11 protein-coding genes are annotated in these 15,117 nt (G+C 69.8%); 4 read left to right on the forward strand and 7 right to left on the reverse strand.

Annotation, left to right across the window (positions count from 1 at the left end; all coding sequences use genetic code 11):
- Positions 1 to 40: 40 nt before the first annotated feature.
- Genes ACIRQP_RS36530 through ACIRQP_RS36545 form a run of 4 tightly spaced genes read right to left on the reverse strand, consistent with a single transcriptional unit; the run spans position 41 to position 4,123 of the window.
- On the reverse strand, positions 41 to 952 hold the full coding sequence (locus ACIRQP_RS36530) for an NAD-dependent epimerase/dehydratase family protein (RefSeq protein WP_403898429.1): 912 nt from the start codon (positions 950 to 952) through the stop codon (positions 41 to 43).
- Positions 949 to 1,857 (reverse strand): carbohydrate ABC transporter permease, encoded by a 909-nt coding sequence (locus ACIRQP_RS36535; protein ID WP_403898432.1) that lies wholly within the window; start codon positions 1,855 to 1,857, stop codon positions 949 to 951. Before ACIRQP_RS36535 ends, ACIRQP_RS36530 begins: the two co-directional genes overlap by 4 nt.
- On the reverse strand, positions 1,854 to 2,867 hold the full coding sequence (locus ACIRQP_RS36540; RefSeq protein WP_403898435.1) for a carbohydrate ABC transporter permease: 1,014 nt from the start codon (positions 2,865 to 2,867) through the stop codon (positions 1,854 to 1,856). The genes ACIRQP_RS36535 and ACIRQP_RS36540 overlap by 4 nt, the downstream gene beginning before the upstream one ends.
- Complete coding sequence (locus tag ACIRQP_RS36545; RefSeq protein WP_403898438.1) at positions 2,864 to 4,123, reverse strand: ABC transporter substrate-binding protein; 1,260 nt, start codon at positions 4,121 to 4,123, stop codon at positions 2,864 to 2,866. Before ACIRQP_RS36545 ends, ACIRQP_RS36540 begins: the two co-directional genes overlap by 4 nt.
- 257 nt (positions 4,124 to 4,380) lie before the next feature.
- On the opposite strand from ACIRQP_RS36545, the gene ACIRQP_RS36550 reads away from it, so the two are divergent.
- Complete coding sequence (locus ACIRQP_RS36550; protein ID WP_403898440.1) at positions 4,381 to 5,778, forward strand: enolase C-terminal domain-like protein; 1,398 nt, start codon at positions 4,381 to 4,383, stop codon at positions 5,776 to 5,778.
- Between the two features lie 91 nt (positions 5,779 to 5,869).
- On the opposite strand, the gene ACIRQP_RS36555 is transcribed toward ACIRQP_RS36550, so the two are convergent.
- Complete coding sequence (locus ACIRQP_RS36555; protein WP_403898499.1) at positions 5,870 to 7,018, reverse strand: ROK family transcriptional regulator; 1,149 nt, start codon at positions 7,016 to 7,018, stop codon at positions 5,870 to 5,872.
- 187 nt (positions 7,019 to 7,205) lie between these two features.
- Entirely contained in the window at positions 7,206 to 8,795 is a 1,590-nt protein-coding gene (locus ACIRQP_RS36560; protein WP_403898443.1) for a beta-xylosidase, read from the reverse strand.
- A gap of 124 nt (positions 8,796 to 8,919) precedes the next feature.
- Here ACIRQP_RS36560 and ACIRQP_RS36565 point away from each other — a divergent pair, with 124 nt between their 5' ends.
- Positions 8,920 to 9,414 carry an SRPBCC domain-containing protein gene (locus ACIRQP_RS36565; protein ID WP_403898446.1) on the forward strand — a complete coding sequence of 165 codons (495 nt, stop codon included), beginning with the start codon at positions 8,920 to 8,922 and terminating at the stop codon, positions 9,412 to 9,414.
- 61 nt (positions 9,415 to 9,475) lie between these two features.
- Here the strand turns inward: ACIRQP_RS36565 and ACIRQP_RS36570 are convergent, their stop codons facing one another.
- Positions 9,476 to 10,078 (reverse strand): hypothetical protein, encoded by a 603-nt coding sequence (locus ACIRQP_RS36570; RefSeq protein ID WP_403898449.1) that lies wholly within the window; start codon positions 10,076 to 10,078, stop codon positions 9,476 to 9,478.
- 159 nt (positions 10,079 to 10,237) lie between these two features.
- Between ACIRQP_RS36570 and ACIRQP_RS36575 the strand changes: the two genes are divergently transcribed.
- Both ACIRQP_RS36575 and ACIRQP_RS36580 read left to right on the forward strand, forming a co-directional pair.
- A complete protein-coding gene (locus tag ACIRQP_RS36575; RefSeq protein ID WP_403898452.1) occupies positions 10,238 to 12,535 on the forward strand; it encodes a PQQ-binding-like beta-propeller repeat protein in 2,298 nt (765 codons plus the stop codon).
- Positions 12,536 to 12,537: 2 nt separating this feature from the next.
- Entirely contained in the window at positions 12,538 to 14,991 is a 2,454-nt protein-coding gene (locus tag ACIRQP_RS36580; protein WP_403898455.1) for a serine/threonine-protein kinase, read from the forward strand.
- The last annotated feature ends 126 nt before the right edge of the window (positions 14,992 to 15,117 follow it).

The raw sequence follows: 15,117 nt of genomic DNA on the forward strand, positions 1-15,117 counted from the left end.
TCGTTGGCCGATGCCTGGGCTGACGGGCGGGACGCGAGGCTCAGTCCGCTTCCGTGATGTCCTCCCGCCCCGCCGCCGTGAAGCCGAGGAGCGCGCGGCTGCGGGTGGTGTCGAACAGCGAGGCGTGTCCGTCGAGCGCGCCCCGGATCTCGCTGGTGGGGTGGTGCGTCTCCAGCAGTTCGCGGGTGGGCTCCAGGGCGGCGCTGTCGGGCGCGGCCACGTTGACGACATGGTGGCCCGTGAGGTCGGCCGTCAGGGCGGCCCGTACAGCTCGGGCGGCGTCCGGGGTGTGCAGCCAGCCCCACAGTTCACGGCGGTTGGACGCGGGGTCGCCGTGCACCTCGGCCAGCCGTTCCCGCAGCCGGTCGCCCGCCCCGACGAACGGGAACCGCAGCATGACGGTGACCGTGCCGTAGCGCCGTGTCGTGAACTCCGCGGCCTTCTCCGACATGACCTTGGACAGACCGTAGGAGTCGACGGTGAGGTCCGGGTGGTCCTCGTCGACGGGGACGTACACCGGGTGCAGGTCCCGGTCGGCCCACGCGATGCCGACGGCCGCCGCGCTGGAGGCGCCGACCACGCGAGGCACCCCGAGCCGGCCCGCCTCCTGGAACACCAGATAGGCGGCGAGCACGTTGGCGCGCAGTGTCTCTTCCTCCGACACGATGCCGGGCGCCGGGTACGCCGCGAGATGTACGACCCCGGCGAACGCACCCTCCTCCCCCGCCGCCTCCCGGGCGGCGGCGAAGCTCTCCGTGACGGTCTTCGCCTCGCTGAGGTCGCCGGTGACGAACCGGACACAGCCGTCCTCGCCGTCGCCCCGCTCCAGGTCGGCGCCCACGACGCGGAAGCCCGCGCCGATGAGGTCGGCGACAACGGCGCGGCCGATCCCGCCGGCCGCCCCGGTCACCAGTACCGTCCGGCCGCTCCTGTGTACCGTCCGCCCGCTCATCCCTTGACCGCTCCCATCAGTCCGTTGACGAAGTAACGCTGGGCGCACAGGAACAGGACGATCACCGGGACCACCATGATCAGAGCCGCCGCCATCAGCGAGTTGTACTGCACGACGCTCTGCGACTGCATCGCCTGGAGCGCGATCGGCAGTGTGTACGTGTGCGGGTCGTTCAACGAGATCCGGGTGAGCTGATACTCGTTCCAGGTCGGGATGGCCGTGAGCAGCGCGATGGTGATGACGGCGGGCCTGGCCAGCGGCAGATAGATCCGGCTGAAGATCCGCAACTCACCCGCGCCGTCCATCCGCGCCGCCTCGCGCAGTTCCCCCGGCACCGATGTGAAGGCGTTGGTCAGCATCAGGATCGCCAGCGGAGCGCTGCCGTTGACGAACGGCAGGATCAGGCCCCAGTGGGTGCCCAGGATGTCGAGCTTGCTCTCCAGCAGCACGATCGGCAGCAGCGTCACCACTCCGGGCACGAAGAGCAGCACCAGGAACAGCCGGTACAGCCACTTCTTGCCGGGGAAGGCCAGCACCGAGAAGGCGTACGAGGCGGCCGAGTAGACCACCACGACCAGCACGGTCGTCAGGACGGTGACCTTGACGCTGTTGAGGAAGTAGTCGAAGAAGTCGAGCTTGTTCCAGGTGTCGGCGAAGGTACGGAGGGTCGGGTCGTGCGGTATGAGGTGACCGCCCTCCTGCACCTCCTTGTTGGTCTTGAAGGCCGCCGAGACCATCCACAGGAAGGGATAGATACTGACCGCCGCGTAGCCGGCGAGCACGATCCCGACGACGGCTCGGACGGCGGTCCGGCCGACGGGCCTGCGGCCGCCGGTCCGCGGCACGGTCCGGTCCTGGGCGCGGATGCCCACCCGCCGTGGTGGGGAAAGCGTTTCGCCGCTCATCCCATCCTCCTCATCACCCGCTGGTTGATGAAGGCGACGACGAGGGCCGCCAGGAACAGGAGCCAGCCCAGGGCGCTGGCGAGACCCAGCGTCGGGGACAGCTCGGAGAGGAAGGCGAGCCGGTAGGTCTCCAGCCCCAGGACGCTCGTGGAGTCGCCCGGACCGCCGTTGGTCATGATCAGGAAGGACTGGAAGCCCTGGAGGGAGTCGCGCACATTGAGCAGCAGCACGACGACGGTGATCGGCTTCATGAGCGGCCATACGACCGTCGTGGTGGAGCGCAGCCAGCCTGCGCCGTCGATCTGCGCGGCCTCCAGCAGGGAGCTGTCCAGCGACTGGAGTCCGGTCAGATACAGCAGCATCGCGACCGGCACGGCCGACCAGACCATGACGACGATCATGGTGGCCAGCGCGGTGTTCGGATTGCCGAGCCAGCCCTGCGGCTGCTGGAGCGAGCCGAGGCCGACGGTCTTCAGCAGCAGGTTGACGGCGCCGTTGGGCTCCAGGATGTAGTTCCAGGCGAAGTAGACGGCGATTCCGGTCGTCACGTACGGCACGAAGTAGACGGAGCGCAGGACGCCCTGGAAGCGCTTGACCTGGTTCAGGACGAGGGCCAGCGGGAAGGCGACGAGCACGGTGAGCAGGGGGACCGCGATGACGACCCACAGGGTGTTGACCGCGGCCTTCTTCACGATCGGCCAGTACGTCGGGCTGCCCCCGAGCAGATCCGAGTAGTTGCGGAAGCCGCGCCAATTCCATTCGGGCCAGAAGCCGTTCCACTGGGCGAAGCTCAGCGAGAAGCCGTAGACGATCGTGTAGACGCCCATGACGGCGAACAGGACGATGGCGGGGGCGACGAAGAGGTAGCCCCAGGCGGCCTGCCTGCGCTTCTCGCGCAGCCCGCCGAAGAGTCCGCGGCGAGGTGTGCCGCCGTTCCGCTCCCCGGCGGACGAGGAGCCCGTGCCTCTCCCGGTGCCGGCGGCCGTCGCCGTACCGGTTCCGGCCGTCATTTGTTCTGCTCCGCCCAGTAGGACTTCAGCATGGAACTCATCTGGGCACCCGTGCTTTCCGCGCCGCGTGACTTGAGCGGGGTGAACTGGGCCAGTACGGCTCCGACCTTTCCGGGGTCGTACAGGCTGGGACGGTAGGCGGTATAACCGGCGTTGTAGGAATTCTTGCCGGACCCGAAGGCCGCCTCCATGGAATTCAGGACCGGGCCGAGCGCCTGGCTCTGATTCTTGTCGAGATCATTCGGCGGCACATCGAGTGCCTGCTTTCCGAAGTCGGCGGCTACATCGTCCTGCGAGAGGAACTTCAGCCACTGCAGCGCCTTGTCCTTCTTCTCCGATTTCCGGGTGATGGAGAGACCCGTGAGCGAGAAGGGCGAGAGCTGCAGGTCGGGGATGGCTGCGTCCTTCGGCGGCGGCACCGGAAACGTCATGAGATTGTTCGCGTCGTAGCCGTTCTCGGCGAGAAACGCCAGCGTGTAGGTGCCGCCGATGTCGAAGGACGCCTTGCCCTGGGCGAAGGCGAGATCCGCCTCGTCGATCCCCTTGGACTGGGTGCCCGGCATCCAGTACGGGGTCACCTCGTTGTACGTGTTCAGAACCTTCTGGCCGTTGGGCGACGACCAGCCCTGAGCGGCGTCCGGGCCGAAGAGCGCCTCGAACCTCTCCTTCCCGAGCAGGCCGAACGCCATCGGCTGCATCAGCCATTCGAGAGCCGTGGAGGGCTGCTTGATGCCGACGGTCACCCCGCCGTTGTCCGGGTATGCCTTCTTCACCTTGTCGAGGGCGTCGATGAATTCCTCCCAGGTGGCCGGCGCCCGGGTGACCCCGGCTTTGGCCGCGCGGCTCTTGTTCATATAGACGACGCCCTGGGTGCCGACGGTGAGCGGCACACTGAATCGCTGCCCCAGCCGCACACCCTGGGTCTTGGAACCCTCGGTGAGCGACGCCTTGTAGACATCGGGCGTGACCGTGCCGTCCGCGAGGACCTGGGGGAGATACTGGTCCAGCCATTTCCGGTCGACGTCCTTGGAGAGGTCTTCCAGCAGTCCCGCCCCGCCGAACGCGAGATCGTCGCCGTTGGCGTGCACTTCGAGTACATCGGGCAGGTCATTGGTACGGGCCGCGGCCTGAACCTTGGTCAGAAAGGCATCATCCGGCGTCACCGCCTGAATATTCACCTTTGTTCCGGTCTCGGCGGTGAACTTTTCCGCGGCCGCCCGCAAAGCGGCCACATGGGACTGTTTGAAGGTCCACATGGAAAGTTCATCGCGTCCGGAACTGTTCCCGCCGTTCGAACCGCAACCCGCGATCAGCACACCCATAGCGGCGACCGAAGCGAGTATCGAGGTACGACGTGCGGCTGGGAGAAGTCGTATCACGTTCCCAGCGCCTTTCTTCGGGGCTGTCCGTCCAGCTCCTCTATGACGCAGCGAATCTAAATCGACTTGATGTACGGTGTCAACAGTTGTAACACCCGGAAAACACGGACGTGCCATCACCTCGGAGGGAACCCATGACGGCAGCGAATCGAGCGACGGGTACCGGCGCCCACCACGCGGCGGACACCCCCGCCCCACGCGCACCGGAGACAGCGGAGACGGCGGGGACACGGGGAACGGCGGAGACGGCGGAGGTGCTGGCCCAGGCCCCCTGGACGCGATCCGACGCCGACTCCTCGCGGGGCTCCGACTCACTGCGGGTGACGGCGGTCCGTACCTTCCTGTGCGCCCCGCAGGGCTGTCCGTACGTGATCGTGCGCGTGGAGACGAATCAGCCCGGCCTGTACGGGCTCGGCTGCGCCAGCGACCCGCAGCGCACCCTGGCGATCCGTTCGGTCGTCGACGACTACTTCGGTCCGATGCTGCTGGGCCGCGACCCTCAGGACATCGAGGACCTGCACCGGCTGCTGCTCAACAGCGGGTACTGGCGGGGCGGTTCGATCGCCCAGAACGCCCTGGCGGGCGTCGACGTGGCGCTCTGGGACATCAAGGGGAAGGCGGCGGGGCTGCCGCTGCACCAGCTGCTCGGCGGCCGGGCCCGTGAGGCCGCCGAGGCGTACACGCACGTGGACGGCCAGGAGGCCGGCGAGATCGCCGAGCGGGTGCTCGCCGCCGCCGAGCGGGGCTACCGTCATGTCCGCGTCCAGGTCGCGGTCCCCGGTACGGACACCTACGGCACGGCCCCGCGCGACGAGGCCGAAGCCCGCCGACGCCGGCTGCGCGCGGGGAGCTGGGACTCACTGGGCTATCTGCGTCATGTCCCGCCGGTGCTGCGCGAGATCCGCGAACGGGTCGGCACGGGAGTGGAGCTGCTGCACGACGCGCACGAGCGGCTGACGCCCTCGCAGGCCCGGGAACTGGTCCACGAGGTGGAGGACGCGCGGCTGTTCTTCCTGGAGGACGCCCTCGCCCCCGAGGACGCGGCCCACTTCGGTCAGCTCCGCCGGGCCGGTTCGGTCCCGCTCGCGGTGGGAGAGCTCTACCACGACGTCATGATGTATCTGCCGCTGCTGGAACAGCGGGTCATCGACTTCGCCCGGATCCGCATCCCCACCCTGGGGGGTCTGACGCCGACCCGCAAACTCGTCGCGGCCTGCGAGCTGTTCGGGGTACGGACGGCGCCGCACGGCCCCGGTGACGTCAGCCCCGTCGGCATGGCCGCCAATGTCGCCCTGGACATCAGCTCGCCCGCGTTCGGCGTCCAGGAGGCGGCCCCCTTCAAGGAAGCCACCCTGGAGGTCTTCCCCGGTGCGCCCGTGCCGCGCGAGGGGCGCTTGTACCCCTCCGAACAGCCGGGCCTGGGAGTCGACTTCGACGAGTCGGCCGTACGCAGGTACCCGGTGACCGAGCCCCTGGAGCACGACCGCTGGGCGCTGCTGCGCAACACGGACGGCAGTGTGCAGCGGCCCTGACTGTGTGACGTACACGGGTGAGGCCCCGCCGGTCGGCGGGGCCTCACCCGTATCCGCGACCCGTATCCGCGGTTCATCCCCTGCCCGCGGCTCACCCCAGCAGCAGGGATTTCGGCTGCGCGGAGAGCGTCCGGTCCAGGACCAGCGACGCCGCTCCCACGGCCGCGACGTTCTCGCCGACGGCGGTGGTGATGACCAGCGTGGGATGGATCGGCTTGACGAACGGGGACTGCGCGACCATCGGCTCGATGAGCGCGAGGAGCCGGTCGGCGAGGAGGTGCCATATCGGACCGCCGAAGACGATGGTGTCCACATCCAGGAGCGTGGCCGCCGCGCAGACACCCCGGCCGATCCGGACCCCCCAGCGGTCGATGATGCTGCCGGCCCGCTCCTCGCCCCGCTCGGCGAGGATCGCCAGCTGCTCAAGGCCGCGCTGGGCGTCCCCGGGATCCATGGGAGTGAACTCACCGCCGAGCACGCCGAGCGCGATGGCCTCGTCGACCAGGACCCGGGTCGAGCAGGCCGCGCCGAGACCGCCGACCTCCCCGACGTTGCCGGAGACGCCGCGCAGCACGGTGTCGTCGACGACCAGCCCCATGCCGGAGCCCGTGCCGAGGTAGAAGAAGAGGAAGTTACGGCTTTCGGTGGCCGCCCCGGACCAGCGCTCGGCCACGACGGCGGCGATCACGTCCTTGTCCAGCAGGGCGGGGTAGCCGGTCGCCTCGCTGAGCTGGTCGCGCAGCGGGACGCTCCCCCAGCCGGGCAGTTCGGGCGGGTCCACGACCAGCCCGGCCGCCGCGTCGATCGGTCCTGGCGCGGCGATCCCCAGGCCCAGTACGCGTTCCCTGTCGACCCCCGACTCGGCCACCAGCGCGGTCACCGAGGCGGCGATGCCCGCCACGACCTGGTCGGTGTCGCCGCCGCGCGGGGTCCGTTCGCTGCGCTGGGCGACGACCGTACCGAGCAGGTCGAGCAGTACGTACGTGATGACGGCCGGGTCGAGATGCACGCCCACGGCGTACCGGGCGCCGGGGGCGATCCGCAGGAGCGTACGGGGTTTGCCGCTGCCGGTGCTCTGCTTCCCGGACTCGCGGGCCACGCCCTGGTCGAGCAGTCGGCGCGTGATGTTGGAGACGGTCTGCGCCGACAGCCCGGTGGCCTGGGCGAGTTCGACCCGGCTCAGGCCCGCGGAGTGGCGCCGGATCGCGTCCAGGACGACGGATTCGTTGAAGTCGCCCATGCGCGGCAGGTTGGTGCCGCGTCTGATCGACGCCTTCCCGGTGTTCGCCTTCTTGCTGGTCAAAATCCGTCTCCTGGCCCCGTAAAGGGACGGTGGCCAGATGCCGCCGTTCCCTGGGTGCGTCAAATCGATGGAATCGTACCGGCTGGGGCGTGGGACGTGTCCGCAAAGCCCGCTTGTGCCGGTATCAGCCCAACTGCTCGATAAGGACGAGCGACCACGGGCTGACGTCCGTGTCGAGCCGCAGCACCCCGTCCTCACCCGCCGCGACGGTCCGTAGCTCGGTGGCACGGGCCAGCCGGTCGAGATGGGCGAGCTGCTCGCGGGTGGGCGCGGCCGGCGAGCCGAGGGCCCGCCAGGCCCCGATGGCGTCGCCGTGCGCGGAGTCCAGCACCTCGACCCGGAAGGGGGCGCCGGGCGCGAGCGCGCCGATCTCCAGCGTCAGCCGCCGGGGCCGCCCCTTGGCCTGGGTGGCCTCGGCCATGGCCCGGTCGTCGAAGGAGGCCGGCACGGACTTGGGCTCCTCCTCCGGATAGTGATGGACGAGCGCGGTGATCCGGCCGGTGGCGGCCGAGCGGGTCACGACATGGTCCTCGCCGCGCTCGATCAGCTCGTCGCCGAGCGTGTGCAGCATGCGGTACGCGTGGAAGGTCGGCTTGGGGATACCGGGCAGCGTGATCATGCCGAAGCCGCCGTGGAACAGTTCGTCGCCGGCCCCGCCCTCCTCGAAGACGTCCGTGAACGTCCAGTACGCGAGCGAGTCGACCGTACCGATCGAGTGCAGGATCGAGCGCGTGACATAGGTGGCGGCGGGCAGCGTGTCATGGGTGTGGTCGCGCGGCGAGGAGGACGAGGACCACTCGGTGAGATGGATCTCGGCGTGCGGGTACGGGCTCTTGGCGATCAGGTCGCGCAGCAGGGCCAGGTCGACCGGGGTGGCGTCCTTGCCCCGGGTGAGCTTCTCGCCCTGGCCGTGCTCGTCCAGCGCCCAGTCCGTGGGGTACGGGTGGGTGGAGACGAAGTCGACGGGCAGCCCTTCCCCGGCGCAGTAGTCCAGGAAGGCCGCCATCCACACCGGACGCCACTCCAGGTCGTCGATGTCGTCGCGGCCGGCCACGATGCGCCGGGAGACATCCTCGGACTCACCGCCGAAGCGCTCGTCGGGTACGAAGTTGGAGGTGGCGGGGCCGCCGACGCGCAGCCGCTCGTCCACGTTCTTCACCGCGCCCGCGGTGACCTTGTACAGCTCGAAGTACTCGGAGCGGGTGCCGTGGAAGAAGCCCCAGAGGTTCGCCTCGTTCCACACCTCGAAGTACCAGCGGCGCACTTCCTCGATCCCGTACCGGGTGATCCAGTGGCGGGTGATGGCGTCGATCAGCGCGGCCCATTTGTCCAGGTCCACGGGCGGGGCGCCGTGCGCTCCCCACCAGAAGACGGTGTTGGTCTCCCGGGCGAGGGCACGCGGGCTGAAGCCGAACTCCACGAACGGCCGGACCCCGAGGTCCAGGAGGAAGTCGAAGAGCGCGTCGACGTACTGGAAGTTGTAAACAGCCGTGCCGTCCTCACGCTCCGTATACACGAACATGTCGTCGTGGAAGAGGCCGTGGAAGCGGATGTACTCGAAGCCGCACGCCTCGTGGGCCTCGCGGAGCTGGCGCTGCCAGTCGGCGCGCAGCCCCTCGTTGGCGCGTCCGGCGCCGACGACGCGGCTCCAGAAGTGCGGCAGCGGGGTCGCGGTGGCGTTCGCGAGGGCGCTGACCGTGATGTCGCCCGACATGGTGGTTCCTTCCGTCCCGGTACGGCAGGCAGTGTGCTCTGCGACAGACGATAAATCAAAATGATTGATATATCTAATCCCGGAACGGGCCGCGGCGGAGGCTGCCGGCGATACGTTGGATTCCATGTACTCGACGCGAATCTCCCGCCGCGTGAACGCCCCCCGCGCGGCCGTCTACCGAGCGCTTCTCGACGCGGACGCGATCGCGCGATGGCGGGTGCCCGCAGGCATGACCAGCCGCGTGCACACGTTCGATCCCCGCGAAGGCGGAACGTTCCGCGTCTCCCTCACGTACGACGACCCGGCCGGCACCGGCAAGTCGGCCGCGCACACCGACACCTACCAGGGCCACTTCGCGCGGCTCGTGCCGGACGAGCAGGTGACGGAAGTGTTCGCTTTCGAGACGGCGGACCCCGGCTTCGGCGGCACGATGACGATGACGACCACACTCACCGACGCGGGCGGCGCGACGGACGTCCTGATCGTGCATGAGGGGATCCCCGACGAGGTGCCGGCCGCCGACAACGAGCTGGGTACCCGCATGGCCTTGGCGAACCTCGCCCGGCTGGTCGAGGCGGAGGAGCGACCGGACGGTGACAGCACGGCGCGATTGTCCTGAATCAGGCGGAGTGTGAAGAATGGGGAGAATCGACCAGTAAGGGCGGCTGTTCACACGAGACTTAGAGGCGGTGCTCATCCCGCAAACCGTCCATGTGATCAAAGGCGAGGTCCATCAGAGACTCACGAGCTCGCTTCACACTCGACATCTCCTGAGCGAGCTCGGACACGGTCCGTCGGCGTACGGCGCTGTTCAAACGATTCAGATCAACGGTCTCCGCCTCTCCATCGCCGTCGCGGATCTCACGGATGAGGCCGGAGACGGCGTACGCGTGGCGAAGCAGAAGCTCAAGGCAACTGTTTTCGGGCGAGCGCACCTCACGACTGCTGCTGGAGAGGGTGAAGTGGAGCCCGTCGATCGCGAGGTTGTCCGCTGCTCCTCCTACCGCGTCAAGGGCCGCCTGCAGAGCCGGCCAGGTCACATCGCGGACGACGGCCCGGCCGGCCAGCAATGATGTGTATTCCTCATCGAGGAGTCCGACCAGCTCTCGCGTGGTCTTACGCAGAGCCATCAGCCGGTTGAACTTGGCCTCTGCGCGGGACTGCCGTCGCACACGTTCCGCATGTCTGTTCTGCAGTACCGGTACGGCGAAGGTTGCCGCACCTCCCAGGAGAGCTCCACCTATGACACCGACCAACCCGTAGACCGCTGCACTGTCTGCCATACGGACATCGTCGTCGGCCTTGACGCGCTCCGTCGAACCGCGCGCGGCGCCACCGCCCCCAGCGCCGCGCGCTGTTCGAGGCGGGATTGATCTCGAACAGCCTGCACGACTCTGGGCCCCGCCATAGTCTGTGCGCGAACACAGGCAGGAGGGCCGCGCATGGAGGACCTCGGCGCCGCGGACCCGCGGCAGGTCGGCCCGTACACACTCATCGGCCGGCTGGGCGCGGGCGGGATGGGTTCGGTGTACCTCGGGCGCTCGGCCGGAGGCCGTACCGTCGCGGTGAAGGTGGCGCAGGCGGAGCTGGCGCAGGATCCCGGCTTCCGGACGCGGTTCGCGCGAGAGGTCGCGGCGGCGCGCATGGTCTCGGGCGCTTTCACCGCGGCGGTGGTGGACGCCGATCCACGGGCCGAAGTCCCCTGGATGGCCACCGCGTTCGTCGTCGGCGTCCCGTTGCACCGGGCGGTCACCACGCACGGCCCGCTGCCCGAGGACGCGCTACGGACGCTGACGGCAGGCCTCGCCGAAGCGCTCATCTCCGTACACGGCGCCGGGCTGATCCACCGCGACCTCAAGCCCGCGAATGTGATGCTGACCCTGGACGGCCCGCGCGTCATCGACTTCGGGATCTCGCGCGCGGCCGAGGGCACCACGCTGACCCGCACCGGGGCGGTCATCGGCTCGGTGCCCTATATGTCGCCGGAACAGACGCTCGGCCGGGCGCTCACCCCGGCCAGCGACATGTTCTCCCTGGGATCCACGGTCGCCTTCGCGGCCCTCGGATCGCATCTGTACGGCGATGGCCACGCGGCCGGGGTCGGGTACCGCATCGTGCACACCGAGCCGGACATCGAGGCCGTTCCGGCGATTCTGCGTCCCCTGATCGAGGCCTGTCTGGCCCAGGATCCTGGTGCGCGGCCCACCCCGCGGCAGGTGGTCGAGCACATCGAGCAGGTCGAGCACATCGAGCACATCGAACAGGTCGAGCGGGAGAACCGGCCGCTGGTGTCGGGCAGTTGGCTGCCCGGGGCGGTCATCGCGGACATCATCGCCGTACGGGGCCTCATGACGGCCCTCACCCGCGAGCCTCCCGGTCAGGGCCCTGGTCCGGCCCCCGGTGCGAGGCGGGAGCCCTCGGCAGCCGGCCGCCGAAGACTGCTCCTCGGAGTGGGCGGTGCGGTGGTCTCGGCGGTCGGGGCGGGGGTCGGCCTCTGGCTGACCAAGGGCGAGGGCGGCAGGTCCGGAGGCACCGGGGCATCCGGCACGGACACCGGAGAGACCGGGGCATCCGGCACGGACAAGGGATCGACCGGCGCGGACAAGGGATCGACGCAGCCGCGCCGTATCCGGCGCCCCTCGGGTGATGTTCCCGAAGGCCAGCTGGCCTGGAAGGTGAACCAGTCCGCTGCCAGCCCGCAGGTTCTCTCGGCCAACGGGGTCGTGGCCTGCGTATCCGGAGAGGCCGTCTGGGGAGTCGACGACAAGGGCGACAAGAAGTGGACCGTGGACGGCGACACCGGCGGGTACGGCATGAGCTTCGCGGTGCACGACGCGATGCCCAAGACCGTCGCCGCGGTGGACGGGGGTCTGCTGTACGTGGCGGGGTCGAAGAGTCTGAAGAGCGCGCTGGCCGCGATCGACATGGCCAAAGGGGAGGTCGTGTGGACGGTGGCCCTGGACCGGCCGTACGCCCAGGGGGTGCTCAGCTTCTGGGGGATCCGGGAGGGCCGGGCCTATCTCACCGGCCTGGGCGGCGACCAGGGCCCGGCGCCCAAGGGGTATCACGTGCGGGCACTGGACCTCGCCGACCGCGGCACGGCCTGGGTGCACAGCGAAGCGGACCTGCTCATCGACTCGGCTCTGCCGTTGACCGGCGACCACGTCCTGTTCAGAACGGAACGCTATCTGAAGGCACTTGACGGCAGCGGCAAACCCGCCTGGGAGCAGAAGCTGGCCGCCACGCTCGCCGCCACCGAGAAGCACGTCATCGTCTTCGGCGACCGCGACACCCTGTACGCCCTGGACCCGGCGACGGGAGACAAGGTGTGGAGCGCCGAGGGCGCCGCCGAGGCCTCCAACCATGGCGACGGCATAGCCACCAACAAGGACGGCAGCCTCCTGTACGGCCTGTGGCAGGACGAGGACGGCGGGCACTCGCTGCGCTGCCTGGACAGCGCGACCGGCACGACCCAATGGCAGGCTCCGGTCCCGGCCGGGCCGAAGGACGCCAAGGGCTCCGGCGTCCGCCTGCTGTACGGGGACGGAAACCTGTACTGGATGGCGTCGGACGCTGTCGTCTGGGCCGTCGATCCGGCACACGGCAAGGCTCGTTGGAAGTACACGGGGTTGCGCGGAAAGAACCCCGTCTTCCTTGCGTGGAGCGCCGGCGACGGCCGCCTGTGCCTCTCGGATCCGGCTGCCAACACGGTCGCCGCACTGCATGCGAACGGAGCGTAGGAATGCGGCCGTTGGAGCACGCGGACCCACGGCGGATCGGCCCCTACCGGCTCCTCGGCCGCCTCGGGGCCGGAGGCATAGGGGTGGTCTATCTGGGACGGTCGTACGGCGGCCGTACGGTCGTGGTCAGACTGGTCCGCGCGGAGCTCGCCCATGACGCCGGGTTCCGAGCCCGCTTTCGTGCGGAGGTCGCGGCGGCGAGGGCGGCGTCCGGAGCCTTCACCGCCCCGGTCATCGACGCGGACCCGGACGCCGTCACGCCGTGGCTGGCGACGGTGTTCGTGCCCGGCGTCTCCCTGCACGAGGCCGTGCGGCTCGACGGCCCGCTGCCCAGGGCATCGCTGCTCGCGCTGGCGGCCGGGGTCGCCGAGGCCCTCGCGGGCATCCACGCGGCGGGCCTCGTCCACCGGGATCTCAAGCCGGGCAATGTGCTCCTTGCCCTGGACGGGCCGCACCTCATCGACTTCGGCATCGCACGGGCCGCCGACGGCACGAGGCTCACGGGCCCGGGTCTTGTCCTCGGCACGACCGCGTACATGGCGCCGGAGCAGGCGACGGGGCGGGTGCCGGGGCAGGCCACGGGGCGGGCACCGGGGCAGCCCACGGGTCAGGCGCCGGGGCAGGCCGCGGGTGAGGCGCCGGGGCAGCCGCTCACGCCTGCCTGCGACATGTTCTCCCTGGGCGCGACGCTCGCGTTCGCCGCGAGTGGGTCGAGTGTGTTCGGCGAGGGGCTCGGCCCCGACGTTCGGCGGCGGGTCGTCGGCGGCGAACCTGATCTTTCGACAGTGCCGGACGAGCTGCGACCACTGGTCGCGGCCTGTCTGGCGAAGAGTCCCGCGGACCGCCCGACCCCCCGGCAGGCGATCGAGTTCCTCCCCCGGGGCGTGCCGTCGACGGCGGCCGGTGCGTGGCTGCCCGCCTCTCTGATCACCGCCATCGAGCGGGTGGCGGCGGTCATGGTGCCGTCGGGGCCGTCCACCGAGCCGGCTGAACCGCTGTCCGTACAAGCGCCGTCGAGCCCCGCGGCCGAGCGGCCGGGCGCCGCACCGGCCCACGCGATCGCTGTTCCTCCGCCGCCCCTTCCCCTCACGCCGCCCCGTCCTCTGCCCCTGCCGTCCTCGCCGGGCTCTGTGGCGGCCCCGGGGCCCAGCCGCAGAAGGGTCGTACTGGGCCTGACGGGTGGCGCGCTGGCGGGCGGCGGCACCATGCTCGCGCTGGCACTGCGGGGCCGGCCCTCGGACGGGGCCTCCGGCAACGGTGAGGACAGGAAACCCCGGCGATCCCCGGATCCGAAGGACCCCGGGCGTGTGCTCACCACCAAGACCGCCGCGACCCCGCTGTGGACGGCCGAGATCGACGAACGGCTCCTCCATGTGGTGGGCGCGGACGAGACCGTCATCGCCGTCGGCACCAAGAATCTGCGGGCCTTCGACCGGGACGGGAAGCCCCGTTGGGATCCGCTGCGCAACACAACGAGCGCGGCCGTCGCGGACATGGGCGGCAACCCCGTGGTCCTCGGCGACGGCATGGCGTTCGCCGTGGATCACACGGACCAGCTCAAGCCGACCGGACGGACCCTCATACTCAGGGCCGTCGATCTCGCCACCGGCACCGAGAAGTGGGCTCTCGACCGGCCGGCCGACGGGGTCATGATCGCCGGCGCCCATGCCAAGCCCGACGGGCTGGTGTACGTCACCGGGTCCTCATATTCCAGGACCGCGTTCGTCTGGGCCGTGGACCCCGCGACCCGGAAGATTCGCTGGACGAAGGAATTCGACAACGTGGCGGGCCAGTTTCTCCTGATGGTGCCCTCGTCGGGCGAGCAGTTGCTGTGGCGCAGCAGCACCAGGGTCGATCAGAGCGCACCGAGGATGTCCGCGCTGGACGCGGAGTCGGGCGGTGAAGCCCTGTGGCAGCAGCCCGTCCCGGGCAGCGGTAACACCCTCACCATGGTGATCGACTCGCTGCGTGTCCGCTGGTCCGACGGACCGCACTGCTCGGCCGGCGGGTTCTTCCTCCACCTGGCTGGGCGCCTGTACGCGGTGGATCCTACGAACGGGCAGGTGGCCTGGAGCTCTCCCGACTCGTTACCGGTCACGGCGGTGACTGCCTCTCCGGACGGGGAGACCGTGTACGACGCCAGAGTCGTCGACAAGAGCGGCGTCCTCGTCCGTGCCTTCAATGCCCTTACTGGCGCGGTGCGTTGGGCCGGGACGCTGCCGGAGGCCGTGGAAGAACCGGTCGGGCTCCAGTGCGCGGACGGCAACCTGTACGTAGGGTCGATCGGGCGTGTGCGGGCCTTGGACGCGGAGAGCGGTACGGCACGATGGAATTACGACTTCGCCGCGAGCACCGACGCGCTGTGGACGACATACGTCCCGATGTGGGCGGGCGGCGGACGGCTCTACGCCGGGTCGGACAAGGGCCTGATCGCTCTGGACGCCGAAGGCGGGTGAGCTGGGCAGGGGGCACCAGGGCGCGTCCTTCGCGGTTTGCCGATCAGCGTGCTGATCGGCAAACTGTGCTGCGTTCGTTGTCCCGTGCCACTGCTACAGAAGGCTGAGCGCGTGCCATCGATCCTT

The sequence above is a fragment of the Streptomyces sp. NPDC102274 genome (genome assembly GCF_044766385.1).
Lineage (GTDB): Bacteria > Actinomycetota > Actinomycetes > Streptomycetales > Streptomycetaceae > Streptomyces.

Bases quoted from the DNA above. Each gene is read 5' to 3' on its own strand.
- ACIRQP_RS36530 (WP_403898429.1), bottom strand. From the start codon at position 952: ATGAGCGGGCGGACGGTACACAGGAGCGGCCGGACGGTACTGGTGACC.
- ACIRQP_RS36535 (WP_403898432.1), bottom strand. From the start codon at position 1,857: ATGAGCGGCGAAACGCTTTCCCCACCACGGCGGGTGGGCATCCGCGCC.
- ACIRQP_RS36540 (WP_403898435.1), bottom strand. From the start codon at position 2,867: ATGACGGCCGGAACCGGTACGGCGACGGCCGCCGGCACCGGGAGAGGC.
- ACIRQP_RS36545 (WP_403898438.1), bottom strand. From the start codon at position 4,123: ATGTGGACCTTCAAACAGTCCCATGTGGCCGCTTTGCGGGCGGCCGCG.
- ACIRQP_RS36550 (WP_403898440.1), top strand. From the start codon at position 4,381: ATGACGGCAGCGAATCGAGCGACGGGTACCGGCGCCCACCACGCGGCG.
- ACIRQP_RS36555 (WP_403898499.1), bottom strand. From the start codon at position 7,018: ATGGGCGACTTCAACGAATCCGTCGTCCTGGACGCGATCCGGCGCCAC.
- ACIRQP_RS36560 (WP_403898443.1), bottom strand. From the start codon at position 8,795: ATGTCGGGCGACATCACGGTCAGCGCCCTCGCGAACGCCACCGCGACC.
- ACIRQP_RS36565 (WP_403898446.1), top strand. From the start codon at position 8,920: ATGTACTCGACGCGAATCTCCCGCCGCGTGAACGCCCCCCGCGCGGCC.
- ACIRQP_RS36570 (WP_403898449.1), bottom strand. From the start codon at position 10,078: ATGGCAGACAGTGCAGCGGTCTACGGGTTGGTCGGTGTCATAGGTGGA.
- ACIRQP_RS36575 (WP_403898452.1), top strand. From the start codon at position 10,238: ATGGAGGACCTCGGCGCCGCGGACCCGCGGCAGGTCGGCCCGTACACA.
- ACIRQP_RS36580 (WP_403898455.1), top strand. From the start codon at position 12,538: ATGCGGCCGTTGGAGCACGCGGACCCACGGCGGATCGGCCCCTACCGG.